Below are 22,160 nucleotides of genomic sequence, written 5' to 3'. Positions count from 1 at the left end.
GCAAGCTAAGTAATTTAGCTCTTTTTTTATCTGTATTTTTTTTGCAATTCTTTTTGGACTGGGGGCGGAACAAGCCCTGATATATCCCCTTTGTACTTTGCTGCTTCCTTCACGATGCTGGAGCTCAAGAAGGAATATTGATTATTGGTCATCATAAAAAAGGTTTCCACATGATCGTTTAAAAACCTATTCATCGAGGTAATCTGCATTTCATATTCAAAATCGGAAACAGCCCTAAGGCCCCGAAGGATTGCATTTGCGTTCACACTCTTGGCATAATCGACAAGCAGCCCGGAAAATTGATCGACAGCCACGTTAGGAATGTCCATTGTAACTTCCTTTATCAGGTCAAGCCTTTCCTCAACAGTAAAGAGCGAATTTTTTGAGACATTATTTAATACCACAACATAAACCTTATCGAAAACCTTAGCCCCTCTGCGGATGATATCTAAATGGCCATATGTAATTGGATCAAAACTTCCCGGACAAACGGCTATACTTGCCAACTTGACTCCCCCTTATTCCCCATTAGATTTTAAATATATTGTTATAGCAATAATCCCGTATTTCTCATGTTTTATCTGCGAGAACCTCCCAACAGAGGGAGGTAAATCTACATCAAAACTATGTTCACAGACAATAATTCCTTGGTCTTTGACCACATTAGCTTTATCCATTTTTTCCATTAACCGGACCAGTTCTTGAAGCTTGTACGGCGGATCCAAGAAAATATAGTCAAACATAATTTCTCGTTTAATTAAAGCCTTTAGTGCCCTGTCTGCATCATTCCTGAATACCTCAGTTTTGTCTTCAAACCTGCATACGCTGATATTATCTTGGATTGTCTGAATTGCTTTGGCGTCCCTGTCGATAAAGATCACTTTATCCAAGCCTCTGCTCAGTGCTTCCAAACCTAATCCTCCGCTCCCGGCAAAGAGGTCAAGCCCGGTACCCCCGTCAAAATAAGGGCCAATCATATTAAATAGGGCTTCCTTCACCTTATCAGTTGTCGGTCTTGTTGTATTACCAGGGACAGCTTTAAGAGGACGGCCTTTACAGATACCAGAAACTACTCTCACGTGTTCACCACCACATTTTATCCAAAATCACGTTTTTTTACATCCTACCATAGGCTGCAAAATATAAACAAATTTGTCACATTAGTTTTTTCTTTTCTTATATTTTATAAAAAATTTGCGAAAAAAGGAAATTTTAAATTTCGACGTATAAGGTTTTGGGTTGTGGAAATAATGTAAGTAACAACATCAATTCGAGGATGTTGTTGCCAACCGCGGAGAAGACTTACGTTTCCCCATAAGTTCTTCCTCCGGTTTCTCCTCTCCCTTTGCCTTCTGTCCTATATCAGGATTTAGAAGGACCCTGCAAAATTTTTGCAGGGTTTTTTTCTTTTTAGGGCAAAAAAAAGATGAGATGAATCTCACCTTTTTATATCCCCATTTTATAGTCATATTCTTTTGCCTTGTCAGGTGCTGAATTTTCGTATTCCATTTTTAAAAAGGGCTTGTATGAAGGCTCTACTTTTTTCACGAACGAAAAGGATTGGAGCTTTTCTATAATTTCCTCTGCGTCGTCCTGGTTACAGTAAACCACAACATATTTTAGCTTTTTTGACACATAATGGACATTTCCAAAACGTCTGAGCATTTTGGCCTGTTTTAGTGAATACAGCCAAACAACTAATCCTTGTCTTTGAACAAACATAATTTTTTCCCCTTCAATGCAGGCTTCTTTTTAAATAAGTCTAGCACATGAAAAGGTTTTATTTCAATCCTTACCCCTTTAGCTCACATGCTCATTTTTTTAACTGCAGCCACAGCTTCCTCCGCCACCGCAGCCGCTTGAATGACCTTTATCAAAAAACGGGTTGCCGGTCGGGACTTTTATATGCTCGGAGACGGATCGACCAACGTGGAGACTGATTTCATCCAAAAGGCTTTGCAAATCATTTTCCGCCAATTTAAATTCAGCTACGTTTGCGTCCAAGTCCATTTCCCGTTTATATTGACGAATTTGAGTCATCACGTTTTTATAATCAGGATGGTACTTACCAAACCTTTGCACCTCTTCATAAAGGTCTTTAAGCTTCGCGAAACGCTGTATCTTTTGCTGCGTTTCAGGGCTGCTTTGCATTTTATATAAACAAATCCGATAATTTTCAACAATGTCAGATTCGAGAACCATTTTTGCCAGTTGTTCAGCGTAGTCCAGTAATTCAACTCTTTCTGATGTAGCAAGCATGTACGCTCACCTCCACTGACATTTTATCATGAATTCCTCCTGAAAGCGAAAAAATCCATTTAATTAGGGGATATTTACTATAAACTCCTTTTTCAAACCGTAGGAATTATTTTTTAAATCAACCACATCCAGCTTTACCTGGTGGTTCCCTGGAGAAAGATCCTTGATAATGAATACCGCCGAGGAGGCTTCGGATTTTTTCAGTCCGTCTACCCAAATGACAATTTTACCCGTTTTTTGTTTTGAATCCTCTATCTCTCTAAAACTAATTCCCGTTAAAATGCATTCTACAAGCACTTGATTTCCTTTTGTTTCATGTTGAACAATCAGCTCAGGTATTTCGCTTGAGATTGCCTTTGCTTCGTGAAGTATTAAGGCGCCTAAGGACCAGAACAAAATAAAACCAATGAGGATATGTTTTTTCACCAATATCACTCCTTCTCATGTTTGTATTGTTCGCCTTCTCAATATTTTTTAATCCAAACAAAAAAGGCCACACCCAAATTTGTGTGCCCTTTGTTAATTTTGGTTTTTCATTGCTTGGAACATGGAGTACATCATTGAAGCCATTTGCACTCCATTTGTGAATTTCTCCACTTGGTCTGGAATGGTTTTTTTGTAATAGTGTAATGCTGCAATTTCTAGCGATTGAATATCATAAGGATTTCTTGACAGTTTCCGATACCAAAGTGGCTGCTCCCGAATAAATCGTTTTAAATCCTTTTGTCCTTCCACATATTCTAAAATTTCCTTGCGCATATCCCCCACCCTTTAATTAGTCTTGTCTAAATGAAAATGGATGTTTTGGCCCTTCAGGAGGTTTTACAGGATTATTTGGTGCATTACCGCCTTGAAATTGGGAAACAAGGCCTTGGATGGCGCCAATCGCCTGACTGATATTCTGTAGATGGGACTGCATTTGATTGGGATCCATTTTTTTAAAAATTCCCATCACATTGGACATTAAATCCCCTTTGGCTTCTTTCTCATCTTTTACCTCCGCAGCTTCACCATCTGAACCAATTTTCTCCCAACGCTGGTCTTCTTCCCCTAATAAGTACCAGTCCTCGTATAATTCCTGCCAGGTGGCGTTTCCTTTGCGGACCTCCTTAATAATTTTTGGATTATTTTTAACAAATTCTTTAAATTTTTCAACGGATGGGTGCAATTTCTTTTGCGTCATTATCCTCACCTCTGCCCCTATTCATTCCAATAATAAAGTATGATAAACCAGAAGAAATGTGAAACGGCGAATTAGGTTTAAAACATTTATTATTAGGCACACAAGTGGTAAGATGGTCAAAGAAACGCAAAAAAGAAAGAGGTAAAAAAATGAAACAAGAGTTAAGGCATCTTTTAGAAGATTGTATCGAGAATGGCTCGGAAACAGACTTGGAAAGTCTCGCCTCCCTATTACGAGGGGTTCAGCAAAAGATTGATAAGAACAGTGATACCTATATTGGCCATCTTCTCCATATGGATAGAAAAATGGACAAAAACACGTGTGAAATTACCATCCCCATTAATCCAATCATTCATAATAATTTAGACATTGTTCATGGCGGAATTACAGCCACAGTTTTGGATACTGCAATGGGTTCATTAGCAAACTATGTTTTGCCAGAAGGTTTGGGGGCCGTAACTAATCAGCTTAATATCCATTATATTGCCCCTGGAATTGGGGACACATTAAGCTGCAAGGCTGACATCATTCATCATGGCACAAAAACAATCGTCGTCTCAGGCACCGCCTACCGAAATGACGGCAAAAAAATAGCCTATGCCACCGGCACATTTTTTATCATAAATAAATAAGAAGGGGTTTAATGATAATGGTTACAGCCATTCTTATCCCGATTATTTGTTTTTATTTCTACCTGCTGACTAAAAAAGAGATGAAAGAGCACGATGAAAAATGGCTTGCTGCAGGGAATGTAAGGGAAGAAGCAATATTAACAGGTGAAATTAAAAGCATCGACGAAAGCAAGGAACGCTATTATTATCACCGTTATCTTTTGGTTCAGACAATAAAACTTCAAACTGATGCAAAAATAGTCACTGCCAAAAGAATGACTCCTGTTACGAAAAACATGGAAAAATGCTTATTTACACCAGGCCATTTCATTCGTCTATACGGGAGCTGGGAAGGAAATACGTTTTTATTTAACCGATATGATTCGAAAACTCCGAACGGCTAATTTTATAAGAAATAATAAAGGGAGAAAGTGCAGGACCCTGCTTCTTCTCCCTTTTATTGTTCTGTTTTTTGGATAAAGTTTTGCGTATAATATTTTTGATATACACCAACACCAAGATGGGTGAATTCCTTATTTAATAACGAATCCCTGTGGCCCTTGCTGTTCAGCCACCCTTCAACCGCAGCAGGCCCGTCCGTATAATTGGCGGCGATATTCTCACCAGCCGTTTTATAGGCAACCTCAGCTTTATTTAATCGATCGGCAAGACTGCCAAATTTTTTAGATGTATGTGAAAAATCATTATTCAATGCCATATCCTTACTATGGCCAAATGCTACTTCAGCCGTACCATCGTCCCATTTTAATGGATCCAATTTGTACCTTTGCCTTAACACATTTGAAATATCAAAAATTTCTTGTTCTGCCCCTGTTTCAATCTTTTCCCACATTTCTTCGTCAGGCATAGGCTGTTCGATTAATTCACCGCGATAGACGAGCTCATAAGGGCGCTGCTTGATAAACGTCTCACCATTTAAAATGCGTACGCTTGAAAGAGTACCCTTGAATTTATCAATATAAAGCTGAAAAAAAACATCACCCAGCTGAATGATTGGTCGCAGGTTTAAATCTGTGTCATTTAATTCAAACCGATAGTTATTCCCATTCAAATCGATATTGATATTCGTTTCGAAAAATTGCGTATTAAATATTTCTTCAACCGGCTGCCCGATCTCAAAAGGGGATATATTCAAATTTTCACCAAGGACGAAAATCGTTGCCACATGACTATTTTCAATCCCAACTTGAACATAACGTTTAAAGTCCAAGTTATAAATATACCATTGATAACCGTATGGAGTCTCATCAATTCGCTGTGGTTCCCCAAGTTCTTTGACAATGTCCGCAGCATTTTTGCCTATCAATAAAGACAAACCTTCTTCAGGTTTTTTCAATTTATTGTTTGATTGCGAATTAGGATTTTGCTGATAAGTTTGTTCCATTTCTGAGGTGCTGTCTTTCTTTATTAAAACCTTATCCTGATTCTTTTCATTTATGCCAACATAAAAGCCAATTGTGACGATTACCGCAGAAAGCACCAAAATTCGTAAAAGCGTCTTCAGAGGCTACACCCTCTCTATTACTATTTCTACCATTATATGTACTGTTAGAATAATTATAGCATTTATATCTTTTTAAGTAATACCCGTTTTCCTAAAATGTCTGAAAATGCTTAATTAAAAAAGAAAACAGGCACCGGGGCGCCTGTTTAGAACTATTTGTCCTATAATAAATTACTATCTTAATGCTGCGCACTATTATAGTTTTGTTCAGAAATTTGTGTCAAGGCCTGCCTTGCTTGATCATCAGTTAGTTCACGGATTGCAAAATCGCCAAGTGATACAATACCAATCAACTTCTCATCCTCTACAACGGGCAAACGACGAATTTGATGCTGTGCCATTAATTTTGCCGCCTCTCTAGTAGAAGCCTCTGGAGAAACAGTAATCAGGTCATTGCTCATGATTTCCTCCACTTTGGATGAGCCCGGATGCTTTTCTGCCACGCCTCTAATGACAATATCACGATCAGTAATCATACCAACAATTTTTTCTTTATCGACAATAGGAATAGCCCCTACATTTAACTCTTTCATTTTAACGGCTACTTCATAGATATTATCTAATAGAGTACAGCAGTCTACCTCATCAGTCATAATATCACGGATTTTTTCCATAAAATCGCCTCCAAAATTTATAGCTCTTTTCGTAAATTAGAATATCCAGCCATAATGGATTTATTCGTTAAATGATTTCGTTGCAAGTTACAGAAATTTCATCTATTATTAAATTGAATTAATCTTGCTTTATTACCAAATAATGAATACAGGCAAGCGTTTCTAGGAGGGATTTATTTATGAAATTCGAAAATACTGGTATTGAGGAGTTCAAAGCAGACATAAACCGGCTTGATGACGTAATGCATCAGCATGGTTTAGTGCGCGCAGGACAATGGGATTATGAACGCGTTACATACGACAAAAAGTTTGAACTAAGAGAGGGAGTATTTTACCTTCGGATCCAAGGCTATTCTGTTGAAGGCGATGTAGATACCTTCAAAGCTGTGGTTCAATTGATGACTCCTCTGTTGGGAAAACATTATTACCCACACGGTGTTGAATACGGTGAAGGTGAAAACTTCCCTGCATCACTTGTAAATCAATGCAAAAAAATTATCGAAGATGTAAAAAATGAAATCAGCAAATTTGCTGTATAACGCACAAAAAGCCGCATGAATGTTAATCATGCGGCTTTTTTGATCTTAAAAACCTAAAATCGCTTTAATCATGGAAGTTGTTTCTCCGCCTCGGTAAAATACGTATAAGAGCAGGTAGACCACTACTCCGGTAGCGGCTGAAAAAAACCAGACGATGCTGGTAAAGGGGCCAAGACGGCGATGGAAGGTGAGTTTATTTTTATATCCTGAAATAAGAGACATTATCCCCAAGACTGCTCCTAACGTGGCCAAGGTAATATGAAAAATCAAAAATACAGTGTAGAATATTTTGATATTATCCGGTCCACCAAAGGATGTGTTCCCAATGAATATAGTTCTAGATGCATAAATAATAAAGAAAATAAGAGCAAAAATACCTGCAAAAAACATAGTCCGTTTGTGAGCTTCCAATTTTCTTTGTTTAATTTGCCACCAGCCGATGGCAACTGTAATCCCGCTTAAAACGATAAAAGTGGTACTAATCGTGGGTAAAATTGGTATCGAATCCATGCATAAATCCTCTCTTTTTGTTTATTCTCCTCTTATAGTAGAGTAAACCTTCCTAAACTTCAACCAAAAGAAAAAGAGGTTGTCATTCGGACAGCCTCTATTTAATAAGCGATGGATTTAATTTTGGATTTAAATCGCGCTCGGTTTCTGCTTGGTCCTTACGATACCATTCAAAAAAGACGCGGAAAAGGATTACCCCATAAATGATTTCCTGCATAATCTTCATCAATACTCCGCCAAGCTGTTGGTCGTGGATTAAGGACATCGAACTAAACAGCTCAGGACCGCTTAAATTTAAGCTGTTAAAATTAGCGGTACCCACACACAAGCTCATCACGTTGCCCCATACATGCGGATCAGAATAAGTAGCATAAATAGGTGTGTCAGCAAAGATAATCAATGCGCAGGCCGGTGTTAAAAGAATGCCATCCGCAAAAATATACCCAACCTTTTTTAAACCGCTTAGGGTTTGATGCTCAGGAAGCTGATTAATTAATGGCCACCACATAAAAATGGCAACGACAAACAATAGAATCGAATAGCCTGCATGCAGCCAAATATTTTGCATGACATGATCAAAAATGATAGGAACATGGTAAAACGAAAATAACCCGTTAAAGATTATTAGAGCCATAAGCGGTCTAGTGAAAAACTTAAAGAGAGAGTTAAAAACTCCGATGCGTAAAACCGCTCTCCACAGCCATGCTGGTACACCCAAAATGAATAAAGGCGGAACAATCAAGACCAGTGCAGCCATCTGAATCATATGAATATAAAACATCAAATGGGCCATTAAGTCCAATGGAGATCCTTTAATAGCATACAAAAGAATCATTGAGGTAAGAAATAAAGACCCTTGCTGCCATGTTAATGGCTCACTGTCCTGGAAACGGTGTCTAAATCTTGTGGTTAGAAGAAAAAATCCTCCTGTCAAAACAATCATAATCAATAAAAAATACGGGCTCCATAGCGCTTGAAAACCAAATATATCCAAGGTAAGCACTGCAATATCACCTCTAAAAATAGTTAAAGAATCATCAACTTTATTATACCCTTGGCTTTTGGGATAGGCAAAGAAATGATGCTGCATATGTTTTCCAATTACTAAAAAAGAAAATCGGCTAAAAGCCGATTTTCTTTTTTATTCCTACCACCAAATAATGGTCATAAATGCCCAAATCATAACCAAGCCAACAAATAAACCTGAAAACAGGAATAAAGTTGGAGCCTCATGGCCTTTATGACTCATATGCATAAAATAAAACAATTGGAAAACCACTTGCACGAACGCTAAAAGAACGATAAATGGTATAGTAAACCACGCTGTAAATCCTTTAGCAGCTACAGCAGCAAACGCAATCAATGTTAAGAAAATCATTAAAGCAAATGAAATGACTTGATATCTCATCTCTTCCGCACTTTTACGGCGGCGATATTCAAGGTCAACTCTTGGGTTCCCTGAATTTAATTGTTGATTTGCCATCAGTTTATCCCACCATTCCCATTAAATATACAATAGTAAAGATGAATACCCATACAACATCAATAAAGTGCCAATACAAACTAAATACATAGAATTTTGGCGCGTTGTATAAGTCTAAGCCGCGTTTTGCATTACGTAACATTAACGATAAGCACCAAGCTAATCCGAAAGCAACGTGAGCTCCGTGGAAGCCAACAAGTGTATAGAAAGCCGATCCAAAAGCACTGCTTGTAAATTTATGCCCTTCATGAACATAATGTGTGAACTCATAAACTTCAAGTCCTAAGAACCCAAGTCCTAATAGGACAGTAAGACCTAACCACACCATCATTTTTTTGAAGGCAAAGTTTTTCATTTGGTAAATAGCGTAAACACTTGTTAATGAGCTTGTTAGTAACAGCATCGTTGCCACGAAGGTCAACGGAAGTTCAAATAAATCCTTTGCCAGAGGCTGAGAGGTATTTGGCACTTTATCCTTTAACGAAAGGTAAGTGGCGAAGAGAGAGGCGAATAGCACAGTCTCTCCCCCTAAGAATAACCAAAAACCTAAAAATTTATTTTTCGCTTCAAGGGTTGATTTCTCCGGCTCTGCAGGCCAAGTTTCATAAGTTAATTTTTCTTCAGCGTGCATTATGCCTTAACCCCCTTATTATCATCATCGTTCATTAATTCTTCTTTATGAATATGGAAACCATGGTCATCTTTAACAGAGCGTAATAACATGGAACCAAATGTTACGAGCAGACCAATAAACAAGACTGGCAATGCCCATCCCTTATCATCCACATGGTACATAGCACCAAAAGCGGCGATGAAAAGACCAAGCGATGTTGTAAATGGCAAGAAAGAAGAGTTTGGCATATGAATGTCACCAAGCGGTTCAGCAGGTGTCATTTCTGTCTTACCTTCCATTTTCTCTAACCAGTAAGCATCCAAGCCGCGGACAAGTGGAAGCTGCTTAAAGTTATAGAACGGCGGTGGAGATGGAATAGACCATTCTAATGTACGGCCATCACCCCATGGGTCATTTCCAACTCTAACATTTTTTACAGATGTCACAATGATGTTAATCAATAACACAATAACACCGACAGACATGAAGGCAGCTCCAATGGAACTGATCATGTTTGAAGTTTCAAAGCCCTGCCCTGGCAGATAGGTAAATACGCGGCGCGGCATCCCCCATAGACCAAGGAAGTGCTGGATAAAGAATGTCATATGGAAGCCAATGAAGAAAGTCCAGAACGTAATCTTTCCCATTGTTTCATTTAACATTGTTCCAAACATCTTAGGCCAATAAAGATGTGTACCCGCTAAAAGCGCTAATACTACACCACCAACAATAACGTAGTGGAAGTGGGCAACAACGAAATATGTGTCATGATATTGATAGTCAGCGGCTGCAGAAGCCAGCATAACCCCGGTTACCCCACCCATAACGAATGTAGGGATAAACGCAAACGCATAATGCATTGGTGTTGTAAACTTAACACTACCGCCCCACATTGTGAACAGCCAGTTAAAGATTTTAATACCTGTCGGTACCCCAATTGCCATTGTCGCTACAGCGAAGATAGCATTTGCAACTGGGCCAAGACCAGTTGTAAACATATGGTGTGCCCAAACCATGAATCCTAAGAAACCGATTAACACTGTTGCGAAAACCATGGATGAGTAACCAAATAAACGTTTTCTTGAGAACATTGCAAAGATTTCCGAGAAAATACCGAAAGCTGGCAAGATCAAGATATATACTTCTGGGTGACCAAAGATCCAGAATAAGTGTTCCCAAATTACGGTATTACCACCTTGAGCGACTTCAAAGAAATTAGCTCCAAATAGACGGTCAAACATCATTAATACTAATCCCACTGTTAATGGAGGGAATGCAAAAAGAATAAGTGCTGACGTTACAAATGTAGTCCAAGTAAACAACGGCATCCGCATATAGGTCATTCCAGGTGCACGCATGTTAATGATGGTTACAAGGAAGTTAATACCACCAATCAACGTACCTAAACCTGAAATCTGTAAACCTAAAACATAGAAATCAACACCATGTCCTTTGGAGTGAATAGCAAGAGATGCATAAGATGTCCAACCAGCATCTGGAGCTCCTCCTAAGAACCAAGAAAGGTTTAGAAAAATTCCGCCAAAGAAGAACAACCAAAATCCTAATGCGTTCACATAAGGAAAAGCTACGTCACGCGCTCCTATCTGGAGTGGCATAACGGCATTCATGAACGCGAACACAAGCGGCATGGCAGCTAAGAAAATCATTGTTGTTCCGTGCATTGTAATGATTTCATTAAATGCCCCGGCGCTTACAAAATCATTGTTAGGAACTGCAAGCTGGATACGGATAAAGACAGCTTCAATACCGCCAACTAAGAAGAAAAATCCACCTGCAATCAGATATAGGATGGCGATTTTTTTATGGTCAACTGTTGTTAAAAAGTCCCATAAAGTTGCACCAAATCCCTTTTTTTGAGCATAGGTACTCACGTTTTTACCTCCCTTTCAACCAAATCCCCTATTAGTCCTGAACCTTTAAGCCCATCAGATATTCTGCTAAAGCATTTAGCTGATCTTCCGTCATTTGCGGATACTTACCAGTCATAGTGTTGCCTGGCTTATAGGTTTCTGGATTACGAATCCAATTTTTTACTTCTTCCTTATTATGGTCCAAAATACCAGCAACACGTGATCTTTCGCCAAAGTTTGAAAGGTTCGGCGCGATACGAGCTGTTTCCGGCATTTTGTTTTCAGGTGTTACAGCATGGCAGCCAATACAGCTTTTATTAAAGATATCCTGACCTTGCTGTGCTAAAGCAGTTTGCGCTTTTTCAGGCGCTTTGACGCTCTGCATATCTTTCACCCAAGCATTGAAATCGTCTTTGCTCATTGCTTTTACTTTAAAGTCCATTAAAGCATGGGATGGTCCGCAAAGCTCGGCACATTTCCCGTAGAAAAGATTTCCTGCTTCATTAGCCTTTTCTGCATCAAACTCTAACCAAAATTTATTAATATTGTCTGTATTCGTATCAAGTTTTCCGCCTACAGCCGGAATCCAGAAGGAGTGCTTAACATCCATGGATTTCAAACTGAAATATACCTTTTCATCGGTTGGTACAACCAGTTCTTGGCTGGTTACAATTTTTTGTTTAGGATATTCGAAATCCCACCAATATAAATGGGAACGAACATTAACTACAACTGCTTTAGAGTTCTTGTCATCCATTGTTTTAACATCCGCAAGCTTAAATGTTGCAGAAACAGTTGGAACAGCTAGAACCAAAAGCAAAAGAATCGGAATAACGGTCCAAATAATTTCTAATTTATGACTTCCTTCTACCTGTTTTGGTATTCTGTCATCCTTCCTTCTAAAACGGAAAAAGACGATAACGAAAATTAACAAAACAACAATAATAACGCCAACCATAATTATCGTACTTAGCCCCATCAAATCGTACTGGATGTCAGCAACTTCACCGGCTGGAGTTAATGTGGATAAATATGGTTTACCACAACCGGAAAGTACAAGCGCTACCATCGCAAACAGCGAGAATAAACGCCAATTTGCTAGCCTTTTCATGCTTAATCAAACCCCTCTTTCACTTTTAGTTTATTATTTTATTGATTGATCAAAGAAGTATGTACGACCCCTTTCCCGCAAAGAAATTGCTTCAGGAAAGATACGTCAGCAAAACTAGATTAATGTAACTATAACCATCGCCACAAAAATAATAGTCAAATATTGCAATGAGTAAACAAACATTAGTTTTGCCCACTTTATGTCATCTTTGATCTTATATCCATAAATCCCTAATGCAAGCCAGCCGAGATTTAAGACGGTGGCAAGAATTAGAAATGGGATTCCTAATTTAGTAAGAAAAAATGGGATTGGCAAAAGAACTGCAACCCAGAGTAAAATGTGATTTTTTGTCGTTTTAAACCCTTTCACTACAGGAAGCATTGGGATGTTCGCAGCTTTATACTCTTTCACCCTTCTCATCGCCAAAGCATAGAAATGAGGCGGCTGCCAAACAAACATTAACACAAATAACGCCCATGCCATGACATCAAGATTTGCATCTACTGCAGCCCAGCCAATTAACGGTGGTACAGCCCCAGAAATACTGCCAATAATGGTATTAGAGACTAGCTGTCTTTTTGACCATAATGTATATAAGAAAACATAACTAAAAACTCCAAGCAGTCCTATTACTGTTGCAGTTATCGTTGTAAACAATAAAAACAGTGTTCCCAGTCCTATAAGTAAAATACCTAATCCCAAAACTTTTACCGGCACCACTTTCCCGGTAACAGTAGGTCTAGATTTTGTTCTTTCCATTAAGTGATCGATATCCCGGTCAACGTAATTGTTTATTGCACAGGAACCGGCAACGATTAAAGCCGAACCCGCCACTGTATAGAAGACAATATCTAAATTATTCAAAAAGCTAAGGCCGGAAAAATGCAATGCGAGCCAAAGACCTGTAAAGACAGTGATCAGATTGGAATTAACGATTCCAATTTTGATAAGGGCCATAAAGTCTTTCCAAACGGATGTTTTTTCTGAAACAGAATCCAGGCTTGTCGCACCATTTCCTATGGCAGCCTTTGAGTTGGACATTTAATTTCTCCTCCTGATTCTTAATACTGTCCTTTATCACTTGATGAAGCATACCCTCATTATGTATACCGTGATTTTAATAACACTTTCTCTGTATATTAAATCACACTTTCAGGAATTTTTGTGAACTTTTTTTGAATAATTTTTGACTAATTTGTGACTAAATAAAATTTCTTCTTATTTTCCCCTTGTTCTGACCATTAAAGTTTTGTAAAAAAATAAAAAGGAAAGTCTTTTATGTATTTATATCAACAGTATGGATATTGGATTGTCGGAATTAAGACTGCAGTATGCAAACCCTTCGGTCTCTTGAAAAATTCATCCCTCTATAGTTCTAACAGACTACACCCTAAGTTTCAACGTTTTCCACTATAATAATAGTGATAAATTAACATTATCCATTTTCAAAAAAAATCCTATAAGAAACTAGGCTGAAATTCTGTTCTTTTTTGGGATAATTCGTTATGATGTATAAGTACTTTTAATCTTGCTTCTTTTTTTATCCATTATACTGTCAAGAATTTTTTTTGACAAATTATTGAACTTTAGTTAGAGGTGAAATTTTTTGCGACGCTCTTTGAAGTGGTTGGCTGTTGCCACCACCATTGGAATGATACTTATTTTACTCGGCGGGGCACTCGTTACCAAAACGGGTTCCGGAATGGGCTGCGGCAGATCTTGGCCATTATGCCACGGCAAGATTCTGCCTTCGGACATTACACCGGAACTTATTATTGAACTTGCCCACCGGCTTGTTTCAGGTGCAGTCGGCATCATGGTATTAATATTGTCCGTTTGGTCTTGGAAGGCAATCGGGCATATAAGGGAAACAAAATTTCTTTCCTTTCTGTCTTTTTTCTTTTTGCTGCTCCAGGGGTTAATCGGAGCTGCTGCAGTAAAATGGGGACAATCTGATTTCGTCCTGGCTTTACATTTCGGTATTTCTCTCATTTCATTTGCGGCTGTTTTCTTATTAACGCTGCTCATTTTTGAAATCGATAAAAAGTTCGCCGCCGAGAAACTCTATATTGATAAACGGATGGGTTTCCATATTATTGGCGTTACCATTTATAGTTATATCGTCATTTATACCGGCGCCCTTGTCCGTCATACAAAATCAAGCCTTGTCTGCAGGGATTGGCCATTTTGTCTTAACGATTCTCCCGGACTTCCAAGCAATCTATATGAATGGGTGCAAATGGGCCACCGAACGGCCGCGGGCTTGATTTTTCTCTGGATTCTTTACATTACTGTGCTTGCTGTCCGTCATTATAAGCACCAAAGAGTCCTATATTGGGGCTGGATTATTTCGTTTATATTAGTATCATTGCAAGTAACCGCAGGCGCATTTATCATTTTTAGCCGCCTAAACCTTTACATCGCCTTGCTGCATGCTTTTTTTATTACTTGTTTATTTGGTCTCTTAAGCTATTTTGTCCTTTTATATTCAAGGTCAAAAAGGAACTTTCATTAAAAAAAGGCTGTCTCGAGTTTGAGACAGCCTTTTTCTTTATGCTTTAACTAGTTCAATCAAGAGGTCACCAGTTTGAATAGAGTCACCGTTTAATGCGTAGATGTCTTTTACAACACCGGAAAATGGTGCTTGAACGGTCGTTTCCATCTTCATCGCTTCCGTAATCATCAAATGATCACCACGTTCGACCTTTTCGCCCTTCTCTACCAATACTTTAATAACTGTTCCAGGCATCGAGGCGGAAATATGGTTTTCATTTTTCGGATCCCCTTTAAGTCGAGAGACAACCTTTGCTTTAATACTCTCATCTTTTATAACCACTTCACGAGGCTGGCCATTTAATTCAAAATAGATGACTCTTGTCCCGTCTGCCTGCGGCTGACCAATCGAAACTAATTTCACAATTAGCGTTTTACCTGTTTCGATTTCTACTTCAATTTCTTCGCCCAAGCGCATTCCATATAAGAAGGTTGGAGTATCAAGAACTGAAATATCCCCATACAGCTCTGTTGTTTTAGCATATTCCATAAACACCTTTGGATAAAGGGCATACGAAATAATTTCAAAATCAGTTACCTGTCTTCCCAATTCCTCATAAAGCTCTTCTTGTAACGTATTAAAATCAACTGGTTCAAGCAGTTCTCCAGGTCGCACTTCCAAAGGCTTCTTGCCTTTTAAAATCACCTTTTGCAGCTCCTCAGGGAATCCGCCATGCGGTTGACCTAAATAGCCTTCAAACAATTCAACAACTGAATCAGGGAAATCGAGCGAATTTCCTTTCAATACGACGTCTTCCTCGTTTAAGTCATTTTGCACCATGAACAACGCCATATCGCCAACAACCTTTGAGGATGGGGTTACCTTTACAATATCGCCAAACAGTTGGTTTACACGGGAGTACATTTCCTTTACTTCATCCCAGCGCTCGCCAAGCCCTACTGCCTTTGCCTGCTGCTGAAGGTTGCTGTATTGCCCCCCCGGCATTTCATGCTGATAAATTTCCGAATGCGGCGACATCATTCCGGACTCAAAATCTTGATAATATTTACGGACATCCTCCCAATAATGGGAAAGCTTTTCTAGAGCATCGATGTTTACATCAGGCTTTCGCTGATTGCCTTCTAAAGCGTAATAAAGGGAGTTACCACTCGGCTGGGAGGTTAACCCTGCCATTGAACTCATGGCAACATCGACAATATCTACACCTCCGTCGATTGCACGGGCATAAGTATAAATCCCATTACCACTAGTATCATGAGTATGAAGGTGGATTGGTATATCGATTGTCGCTTTTAATTCTGACACAAGCCGGTAAGCAGCTTCTGGCTTCAATAGGCCTGCCATATCCTTTATGCCAAGAATATGGGCACCTTGATTTTCAAGCTCTTTGGCGAGGTTTTTATAGTATTCAAGATTGTATTTCGTTCTCGTAGGGTCCAATATATCCCCAGTATAACAAATGGATGCTTCGGCGATCTTTCCTGTTTGCCTTACAGCGCCGATAGCCACTTCCATTCCCTTGATCCAGTTTAAGCTGTCAAAAATTCGAAACACATCTATCCCTGCCGACGCTGATTGCGTAACAAATTCCTTGATCAAATTGTCAGGATAGTTTTTATACCCAACAGCATTTGCTCCGCGAATTAACATTTGGAACAGAACATTCGGAATCTTTTCGCGAAGATTCAAGAGACGGTCCCAAGGGTCTTCCTTAAGGAACCGGTAGGCCACGTCAAACGTAGCTCCTCCCCACATTTCAAAAGAAAATAGCTCCGGCAATAGCTTTGCTGTCGGTTCGGCGATATGAGCGATATCAGTTGTGCGCATCCGTGTTGCGAGCAATGATTGATGGGCGTCCCGGAAAGTTGTGTCAGTTAACAGCACCTGCTTTTGATCTTTTACCCACTGGACGAGGCCATCTGCTCCTTGCTTTTCTAAAATTTGTTTAGTCCCTTCTTTATATGCTAAATCAAATGGCAGAGAAGGAATTCGGGGCTTTGAAAAAACAGGTCTTTTCTTTTTTTCAATGCCCGGAAAACCATTTACTGTGACGGTGCCGATATAGGACAGCATTTTTGTTCCCCTGTCTTTACGGACTGGGAAAATAAACAGTTCAGGTGTTGTATCAATAAAGGAGGTATCATACTTGCCATTTAGGAACAATTCATGTTTCACAACGTTTTCTAAAAATGGAATATTCGTTTTGATTCCTCTTATCCTAAATTCCTGCAAATTACGAACCATTTTTGCAGCCGCCTGTTCAAACGTCAATGCCCATGTGGAAAGCTTCACTAATAATGAATCATAGTAAGGAGTAATGACTGCGCCTTGAAATCCATTCCCGGCATCTAGTCGAACGCCAAAACCACCACCAGAGCGGTACGCCATAATTTTGCCGGTATCAGGCATGAAGTTATTTAACGGGTCTTCTGTTGTAACCCTGGATTGAATAGCATATCCATATAAAAGAATCTTTTCTTGTTCCGGTATCCCAATTAAAGGCCCATGCAGTTCATGTCCTTCGGCAACTAAAATCTGTGTCTGGACAATATCGATACCTGTTACCATTTCTGTAATGGTATGCTCCACTTGAACACGAGGGTTTACCTCAATAAAATAAAAGTCATTCTCCGAAACTAGAAATTCCACTGTTCCTGCATTGATGTAATTGACATTTTTCATTAATTTTACAGCTGCATTACAAATCTGCTTTCTTAACTCATCAGTAAGGGAGACGCTTGGAGCAATCTCGACCACCTTTTGGTGGCGCCGCTGGACAGAGCAATCCCTGTCAAAAAGATGAACGATATTTCCTTCTTTATCTCCAATAATCTGAACCTCAATATGCTTAGGTTTTTCAATTAATTTTTCCAGATAAACATCATCGTTTCCGAAGGCTGCCTTTGCTTCTGATTTAGCCCGTTCAAATGCTTCACGAACTTCTTCGCGGCTTCTGACAATTCTCATTCCTCGTCCACCGCCGCCAAGCGCTGCTTTGATGATGATTGGGAAGCTATGTTCTTCGGCAAATTCCAGCACTTCCTCAACACTGTTAACAGGGCCGCCGCTCCCTGGTATAACTGGTATTCCCGCCAGTTCAGCTTGGTAGCGGGCTTTTACCTTATCGCCAAACATATCTAAATGTTTAGATGCAGGACCGATAAACACAATCCCTTCTTCTTCGCAGCGTCTGGCAAAGTGGATATTCTCCGACAAAAACCCATAGCCCGGATGAATGGCGTCTGCACCACTTCTTTTAGCAATCCCAATGATTCCTTCAATATCCAGATAGGCATCAATTGGTTTCTTTCCTTCGCCCACTAAATATGCCTCATCTGCTTTATAGCGATGATAAGAGCCGGAATCCTCCTTTGAATAAATCGCAACAGTTCGAATATTCAGTTCAGTACAGGCGCGAAAAACCCTGATTGCAATTTCTCCACGGTTTGCAACCAATATTTTATTTATTTGTCTTGCCACATAAAACACCTCAATCTATGTATTTTTAAAAATGCGGGAGGCTGATAATCAGCCCCCTCATTTTTATTTCATATAAATAACTTTTCCATTACCGCTTTGCACTTTAGTATCCACTGTTTGTTTTTTGGTTTTATATTTTTTCTCATATTTAACAAACATAGAAACGTTCACAAGGATTCCCATTGCCGCAGCCAGCATTAACAAGGAGGAACCTCCATAGCTGATGAACGGCAGCGGAACACCTGTTAACGGAATAACCCCAGAGATCCCGCCAAGATTGATAAATGTTTGAATCCCAATCATACTTGAAATCCCAATCGCAAGGAGACTGCCGAAGGGGTCCTTACATTGCAAGCCGATATAAATCCCACGCAAAACAATATAAGCCAGCAGCAGAATGACAAAGCCTACACCCCAGATTCCTAATTCCTCGGCAATTACCGCCATAATAAAGTCAGTATGAGATTCCGGCAAATAGCCCAGCTTTTGAATACTTTTACCTAGGCCCAAACCATTTACTCCGCCCTGTCCTATCGCAATAAAGGAATTTGCTAGGTGAAAGCCAGCGTTTTGGGCATCAGCAAACGGATCGCCCAAGACTGAGAAACGTTCGAGCCGTTCTTTCGAAAAGATGAATCCCTTAGCCGCAATAAAAAGAGGCAGGATAATGATTAAAGCCATCACAAGCAGTTTCCCGATCGTTTTATAATTCATTCCAGAACTAAAAATGATCATGCCGGCAATGAGGGCAATGATGCTCGCTGTGCCGTAATCAGGCTGAAGAGCAATTAATACACAAACTATAAAAAGAAAGAAAATTGGAGGTAGTACCCCTTTGTTAAATTGATTGATATAATCCTGCTTTTTCGAATAAACAGCTGCCAAATAAATGATAATTGCCAGTTTCACAAATTCAGAAGGCTGAAATTTAAAACCACCAATCTGATACCAGCTTTGTGCACCGCCTGCGACAGTACCAAATACGAAAAGTCCCAATAAAGTGATAAGGGAGGTCAAAACAATAAATACCATTACTTGCGTAAACTTCATAATTTTATACGGAATGATAGCGGTAAAAAGGAAGATCAAAGCAAACAATAGCAGCCACATTTTTTGCTTTTGATAAAAATAATCACTTGGCACATCATACCTTTGGACGGCCCAAGCCATGCTGGAGCTATAGATCATGATTAAACCAAAAGTACATAAAAGTATAATGGCAATGATTAGAGAATAATCATATGATTTTAATATTTTCTTTACCATGCTTACATCCTCATTTTCAATTTAGGTTTATACCATTCTATTATAATCGAAATTTCATGTTATGACTTGAGGAAACAATTATTTGTTACAAGATTTTAATAGAGAAAATTCAGAAAAGTGAGGTAAAAAATATTAACTCTATATATAACAAAAAACTCAAACAATCGCAAGCATTGTTTGAGTCCTTTTGTGTTATTTTTTTATGGATGCATCGTGAAGCGCAGATAGTTCTCGTTCCAATTGATCTAAAATCGCTTTCCCATCCTTGCTATCTATTAAGCCCAATCTTACCGCAAAGTCTATTTCTCTAGATAGGCCAAACATTTGGGTATCCAACACCTCTTCATAAAGAGGGCATTGAGGCATCGTGAGATTGTCCATTTGCACTTTGATAAGCTTTAATATTTTTTCAGCGTCTGCCTGCAATAAGGCAAAAGCTTTTTCCTGGTGATTCACGATCATTTCAGACGCCAACATTGATCCCCCCATTTCAGAGCGAATATTCAACTTATCTATAAATTTTACCTTTTGCAGCGAAAAATTGCAAGAACAATAAGCCTTAGCTGCCGCTCGATTGAATAATTATGACTTTCGAGCAGAAAAAGGCTATACTTAATAATGTAAATAAGGAGGATTGACCATGGAACGCATTATCAATATAACAGGTAAAGTAAAATATCCAATCACACTTGACCCAAGTGTTTGGATTTTCGATGATCGCCGGCTTGATTTAACTACTCATTTTTCAACTGAAAAAGATAATACCGATTCTACGGAAGCATATACTAAAGCCGTGTCAAAGCACTGGGACCGTGAAATCATGGAAGGAGCCGTCTTCCCTCCGACATTAAAAACAGAGCGCATATATGAAAAACAAAAGATGCTAACCGGAACCTTCGGAATTCTGTTTAAACCATTTCTGAAAAATTCCGAGCCGGCAAGCACCGCATCAGTGCTTGTAATTGAAACAGAAGATGATAATTATGAGCTGCCCTTAAATGAGGCCTTTGAGTTGATTTTGGGATTCTCAGATAAAGGCAAGCAGCTATCCGCTGATGGCCCTGTTCATGTTTATTTTGGCGACGGCTCAAACCAGCAAAATCCTATTAAGAAAGTAAAAGGTTTTATCGTAAAATAGGACGGGCAATTTTGCCCGTTTTTACTTACAATAAATCCGCGGCTAGCCGTGCCAATCCTGACCTTTCCCCTTTTAATAGTTTCACATGACCGGAAATAACTTGATTTTTAAATTTCTCCACGACATAGGTTAAACCGTTATTATAAGCATCAAGATATGGATGATCAATCTGCTCCGGATCCCCCATTAAAACGATCTTACTGTCCTCTCCTACCCTGGTTATAATCGTTTTCACTTCATGCTTGGTCAGATTCTGCGCTTCATCGATAATAATAAATTGCTTAGGAAGACTCCTCCCCCGAATATAAGTTAGTGCCTCCACCTCAATGGAACCCATACCAGCTAAGATTGCATCCAGTTCCCCAGGTTTTTTTGTATTAAACAGAAATTCTAAATTATCAAAAATTGGCTGCATCCACGGCCGCAGCTTTTCCTGCTTTTCACCTGGCAAAAAGCCTAAATCCTTGCCGACCGGAACAATCGGCCGGGCGACGAGCAGTTTTTTATATTCGTGAAAATCCTCTGTCTGCATAAGTCCAGCGGCTAATGCCAGCAAGGTTTTTCCTGTTCCTGCTTTGCCGATTAAAGTTACTAGCGGGATATCTTTTCGCAGCAGCAATTCGATTGCCATTGTTTGCTGTACATTCCGCGAATGAATTCCCCAAACATGCTCTTGGTTCAGCGCTAGCTTCTTGACCTTCTTGGCCGTTATATTAACCATCCCAATCGCCGAGGCCGAGCTTCCGAGGGAATCCTTTAATATCAGAAATTGGTTTGGATAAAAGGTATAATTGGCGATTTCTGAGAGTAGAAGTTCTCCTTTCTCATAATAACGGTTTAACAGGTCTTTTGGGATATAGACCTCAAGAAATCCCGTATATAAAGAATCAACTTCCACCACCCGGTCATTTAGAAAATCCTCTGCAGATAGTCCGATGGCATCCGCTTTTACTCTTACTAATGCATCCTTGCTGACTAGAATAACGGGTTTTCCATTCTCCTTTGTTTGTTCCTCTAAAAACAAATTCTTCGCAACCGCAAGAATTCGATTATCATTCGTTTTTTCAACAAAAATATCCTGAAGCTCATGAAATGATCGGTGATTCAGCTCAATTCTGATGGTTCCTCCATTTTCAAGCGGGATTCTTTCATGAAGCTTTCCCGAGGCTCTGAGACCATCAATTAATCTTGATACATGCCTAGCATTTCTACCGATTTCATCCATGTACCTTTTCTTTGAGTCCACTTCTTCAAGTACGACTGCAGGAATAACTACTTCATTATCTTGAAAGGAAAAAATGGAATACGGGTCTTGTAATAAGACGTTTGTATCTAACACGTATATTTTACTCAAAGCGACGCCTCCTGCTTTACTTGGTGTAAGGAAAGTGTAACATTACTATACATGCCATTTTGCCGGTTGGACTTTGGTAAAATATATG

25 protein-coding genes are annotated in these 22,160 nt (G+C 39.3%); 5 read left to right on the top strand and 20 right to left on the bottom strand.

Annotated features, from left to right (window positions below; genetic code table 11):
- Positions 1–26: 26 nt before the first annotated feature.
- The 7 genes from coaD to ylbD all read right to left on the bottom strand — a co-directional run bounded on the left by coaD (position 27) and on the right by ylbD (position 3,442).
- On the bottom strand, positions 27–506 hold the full coding sequence (coaD, locus tag ACZ5B7_RS09320; protein WP_464493525.1) for a pantetheine-phosphate adenylyltransferase: 480 nt from the start codon (positions 504–506) through the stop codon (positions 27–29).
- Positions 507–518: 12 nt separating this feature from the next.
- A complete protein-coding gene (rsmD, locus tag ACZ5B7_RS09315) occupies positions 519–1,079 on the bottom strand; it encodes a 16S rRNA (guanine(966)-N(2))-methyltransferase RsmD (protein ID WP_464493524.1) in 561 nt (186 codons plus the stop codon).
- 367 nt (positions 1,080–1,446) lie between these two features.
- Positions 1,447–1,722: a YlbG family protein gene (locus tag ACZ5B7_RS09310; protein WP_213116444.1), complete on the bottom strand. Its 276-nt coding sequence runs from the start codon at positions 1,720–1,722 to the stop codon at positions 1,447–1,449.
- 99 nt (positions 1,723–1,821) lie between these two features.
- On the bottom strand, positions 1,822–2,259 hold the full coding sequence (locus tag ACZ5B7_RS09305; protein ID WP_213140859.1) for a YlbF/YmcA family competence regulator: 438 nt from the start codon (positions 2,257–2,259) through the stop codon (positions 1,822–1,824).
- Between the two features lie 63 nt (positions 2,260–2,322).
- Positions 2,323–2,685, bottom strand: a complete 363-nt coding sequence (locus tag ACZ5B7_RS09300) for a hypothetical protein (protein ID WP_464493523.1) — start codon at positions 2,683–2,685, stop codon at positions 2,323–2,325.
- 93 nt (positions 2,686–2,778) lie between these two features.
- Complete coding sequence (locus ACZ5B7_RS09295; protein ID WP_423801622.1) at positions 2,779–3,018, bottom strand: YlbE-like family protein; 240 nt, start codon at positions 3,016–3,018, stop codon at positions 2,779–2,781.
- A gap of 16 nt (positions 3,019–3,034) precedes the next feature.
- A complete protein-coding gene (gene ylbD, locus ACZ5B7_RS09290; RefSeq protein ID WP_423801621.1) occupies positions 3,035–3,442 on the bottom strand; it encodes a YlbD family protein in 408 nt (135 codons plus the stop codon).
- Positions 3,443–3,591: 149 nt separating this feature from the next.
- Here ylbD and ACZ5B7_RS09285 point away from each other — a divergent pair, with 149 nt between their 5' ends.
- Together ACZ5B7_RS09285 and ACZ5B7_RS09280 are read left to right on the top strand one after the other, a co-directional pair.
- Complete coding sequence (locus ACZ5B7_RS09285; RefSeq protein WP_423801620.1) at positions 3,592–4,074, top strand: PaaI family thioesterase; 483 nt, start codon at positions 3,592–3,594, stop codon at positions 4,072–4,074.
- 11 nt (positions 4,075–4,085) lie between these two features.
- On the top strand, positions 4,086–4,457 hold the full coding sequence (locus tag ACZ5B7_RS09280) for a hypothetical protein (protein WP_423801619.1): 372 nt from the start codon (positions 4,086–4,088) through the stop codon (positions 4,455–4,457).
- A 53-nt stretch (positions 4,458–4,510) separates the two neighbouring features.
- On the opposite strand, the gene ACZ5B7_RS09275 is transcribed toward ACZ5B7_RS09280, so the two are convergent.
- Positions 4,511–5,554, bottom strand: coding sequence for a CAP domain-containing protein (locus ACZ5B7_RS09275; RefSeq protein WP_464494461.1), 1,044 nt, complete (start codon positions 5,552–5,554; stop codon positions 4,511–4,513).
- A 203-nt stretch (positions 5,555–5,757) separates the two neighbouring features.
- Positions 5,758–6,192 carry a CBS domain-containing protein gene (locus tag ACZ5B7_RS09270; RefSeq protein ID WP_423801618.1) on the bottom strand — a complete coding sequence of 145 codons (435 nt, stop codon included), beginning with the start codon at positions 6,190–6,192 and terminating at the stop codon, positions 5,758–5,760.
- A 179-nt stretch (positions 6,193–6,371) separates the two neighbouring features.
- On the opposite strand from ACZ5B7_RS09270, the gene ACZ5B7_RS09265 reads away from it, so the two are divergent.
- A complete protein-coding gene (locus ACZ5B7_RS09265; protein WP_423801617.1) occupies positions 6,372–6,731 on the top strand; it encodes a YugN family protein in 360 nt (119 codons plus the stop codon).
- Between the two features lie 45 nt (positions 6,732–6,776).
- Here ACZ5B7_RS09265 and ACZ5B7_RS09260 read toward each other — a convergent pair whose 3' ends face one another.
- The 7 genes from ACZ5B7_RS09260 to cyoE form a co-directional block, all read right to left on the bottom strand.
- The gene (locus ACZ5B7_RS09260; RefSeq protein WP_423801616.1) at positions 6,777–7,241 is read right to left on the bottom strand and encodes a DUF420 domain-containing protein; all 465 of its coding nucleotides are present in this window, start codon (positions 7,239–7,241) and stop codon (positions 6,777–6,779) included.
- 97 nt (positions 7,242–7,338) lie between these two features.
- Positions 7,339–8,244 (bottom strand): cytochrome c oxidase assembly factor CtaG, encoded by a 906-nt coding sequence (ctaG, locus tag ACZ5B7_RS09255; protein ID WP_423801615.1) that lies wholly within the window; start codon positions 8,242–8,244, stop codon positions 7,339–7,341.
- Between the two features lie 144 nt (positions 8,245–8,388).
- Complete coding sequence (gene ctaF, locus ACZ5B7_RS09250; protein WP_464493522.1) at positions 8,389–8,724, bottom strand: cytochrome c oxidase subunit IVB; 336 nt, start codon at positions 8,722–8,724, stop codon at positions 8,389–8,391.
- 4 nt (positions 8,725–8,728) lie between these two features.
- Positions 8,729–9,355 carry a cytochrome c oxidase subunit 3 gene (locus ACZ5B7_RS09245; protein ID WP_423801613.1) on the bottom strand — a complete coding sequence of 209 codons (627 nt, stop codon included), beginning with the start codon at positions 9,353–9,355 and terminating at the stop codon, positions 8,729–8,731.
- On the bottom strand, positions 9,355–11,229 hold the full coding sequence (gene ctaD, locus ACZ5B7_RS09240) for a cytochrome c oxidase subunit I (RefSeq protein ID WP_464493521.1): 1,875 nt from the start codon (positions 11,227–11,229) through the stop codon (positions 9,355–9,357). The genes ACZ5B7_RS09245 and ctaD overlap by 1 nt, the downstream gene beginning before the upstream one ends.
- A 31-nt stretch (positions 11,230–11,260) precedes the next feature.
- On the bottom strand, positions 11,261–12,319 hold the full coding sequence (gene coxB, locus ACZ5B7_RS09235) for a cytochrome c oxidase subunit II (RefSeq protein ID WP_464493520.1): 1,059 nt from the start codon (positions 12,317–12,319) through the stop codon (positions 11,261–11,263).
- 114 nt (positions 12,320–12,433) lie between these two features.
- The gene (gene cyoE / locus ACZ5B7_RS09230) at positions 12,434–13,360 is read right to left on the bottom strand and encodes a heme o synthase (protein ID WP_464493519.1); all 927 of its coding nucleotides are present in this window, start codon (positions 13,358–13,360) and stop codon (positions 12,434–12,436) included.
- Between the two features lie 565 nt (positions 13,361–13,925).
- Between cyoE and ACZ5B7_RS09225 the strand changes: the two genes are divergently transcribed.
- The gene (locus ACZ5B7_RS09225) at positions 13,926–14,834 is read left to right on the top strand and encodes a COX15/CtaA family protein (RefSeq protein WP_464493518.1); all 909 of its coding nucleotides are present in this window, start codon (positions 13,926–13,928) and stop codon (positions 14,832–14,834) included.
- 36 nt (positions 14,835–14,870) lie between these two features.
- Here the strand turns inward: ACZ5B7_RS09225 and pyc are convergent, their stop codons facing one another.
- The 3 genes from pyc to ACZ5B7_RS09210 form a co-directional block, all read right to left on the bottom strand.
- A complete protein-coding gene (gene pyc, locus ACZ5B7_RS09220) occupies positions 14,871–18,314 on the bottom strand; it encodes a pyruvate carboxylase (protein ID WP_464493517.1) in 3,444 nt (1,147 codons plus the stop codon).
- Between the two features lie 63 nt (positions 18,315–18,377).
- A complete protein-coding gene (locus ACZ5B7_RS09215; protein ID WP_464493516.1) occupies positions 18,378–19,580 on the bottom strand; it encodes an FtsW/RodA/SpoVE family cell cycle protein in 1,203 nt (400 codons plus the stop codon).
- 192 nt (positions 19,581–19,772) lie between these two features.
- Positions 19,773–20,054: an Fpa/YlaN family protein gene (locus tag ACZ5B7_RS09210; RefSeq protein ID WP_213141311.1), complete on the bottom strand. Its 282-nt coding sequence runs from the start codon at positions 20,052–20,054 to the stop codon at positions 19,773–19,775.
- 166 nt (positions 20,055–20,220) lie between these two features.
- Between ACZ5B7_RS09210 and ACZ5B7_RS09205 the strand changes: the two genes are divergently transcribed.
- Positions 20,221–20,718 carry a peptidyl-prolyl cis-trans isomerase gene (locus tag ACZ5B7_RS09205; protein WP_464493515.1) on the top strand — a complete coding sequence of 166 codons (498 nt, stop codon included), beginning with the start codon at positions 20,221–20,223 and terminating at the stop codon, positions 20,716–20,718.
- Between the two features lie 25 nt (positions 20,719–20,743).
- Here the strand turns inward: ACZ5B7_RS09205 and ACZ5B7_RS09200 are convergent, their stop codons facing one another.
- Complete coding sequence (locus ACZ5B7_RS09200; protein WP_213140877.1) at positions 20,744–22,072, bottom strand: PhoH family protein; 1,329 nt, start codon at positions 22,070–22,072, stop codon at positions 20,744–20,746.
- Positions 22,073–22,160: the final 88 nt, after the last annotated feature.

It is taken from the genome of Neobacillus sp. S1115, assembly GCF_055385565.1.
Note: the sequence above shows the minus strand (reverse complement) of the source record. Positions and strands in the feature narration are given on the sequence as shown.

What these genes read in the sequence shown, in the direction of transcription:
- ACZ5B7_RS09260 (WP_423801616.1), bottom strand. Translation starts at nt 7,241, where the DNA reads ATGGATTCGATACCAATTTTACCCACGATTAGTACCACTTTTATCGTT.
- ACZ5B7_RS09285 (WP_423801620.1), top strand. Translation starts at nt 3,592, where the DNA reads ATGAAACAAGAGTTAAGGCATCTTTTAGAAGATTGTATCGAGAATGGC.
- ACZ5B7_RS09265 (WP_423801617.1), top strand. Translation starts at nt 6,372, where the DNA reads ATGAAATTCGAAAATACTGGTATTGAGGAGTTCAAAGCAGACATAAAC.
- ACZ5B7_RS09270 (WP_423801618.1), bottom strand. Translation starts at nt 6,192, where the DNA reads ATGGAAAAAATCCGTGATATTATGACTGATGAGGTAGACTGCTGTACT.
- coxB (WP_464493520.1), bottom strand. Translation starts at nt 12,319, where the DNA reads ATGAAAAGGCTAGCAAATTGGCGTTTATTCTCGCTGTTTGCGATGGTA.
- ACZ5B7_RS09310 (WP_213116444.1), bottom strand. Translation starts at nt 1,722, where the DNA reads ATGTTTGTTCAAAGACAAGGATTAGTTGTTTGGCTGTATTCACTAAAA.
- ylbD (WP_423801621.1), bottom strand. Translation starts at nt 3,442, where the DNA reads ATGACGCAAAAGAAATTGCACCCATCCGTTGAAAAATTTAAAGAATTT.
- ctaF (WP_464493522.1), bottom strand. Translation starts at nt 8,724, where the DNA reads ATGGCAAATCAACAATTAAATTCAGGGAACCCAAGAGTTGACCTTGAA.
- ACZ5B7_RS09215 (WP_464493516.1), bottom strand. Translation starts at nt 19,580, where the DNA reads ATGGTAAAGAAAATATTAAAATCATATGATTATTCTCTAATCATTGCC.
- ACZ5B7_RS09245 (WP_423801613.1), bottom strand. Translation starts at nt 9,355, where the DNA reads ATGCACGCTGAAGAAAAATTAACTTATGAAACTTGGCCTGCAGAGCCG.
- cyoE (WP_464493519.1), bottom strand. Translation starts at nt 13,360, where the DNA reads ATGTCCAACTCAAAGGCTGCCATAGGAAATGGTGCGACAAGCCTGGAT.
- ACZ5B7_RS09205 (WP_464493515.1), top strand. Translation starts at nt 20,221, where the DNA reads ATGGAACGCATTATCAATATAACAGGTAAAGTAAAATATCCAATCACA.
- ACZ5B7_RS09305 (WP_213140859.1), bottom strand. Translation starts at nt 2,259, where the DNA reads ATGCTTGCTACATCAGAAAGAGTTGAATTACTGGACTACGCTGAACAA.
- ACZ5B7_RS09280 (WP_423801619.1), top strand. Translation starts at nt 4,086, where the DNA reads ATGATAATGGTTACAGCCATTCTTATCCCGATTATTTGTTTTTATTTC.
- ACZ5B7_RS09295 (WP_423801622.1), bottom strand. Translation starts at nt 3,018, where the DNA reads ATGCGCAAGGAAATTTTAGAATATGTGGAAGGACAAAAGGATTTAAAA.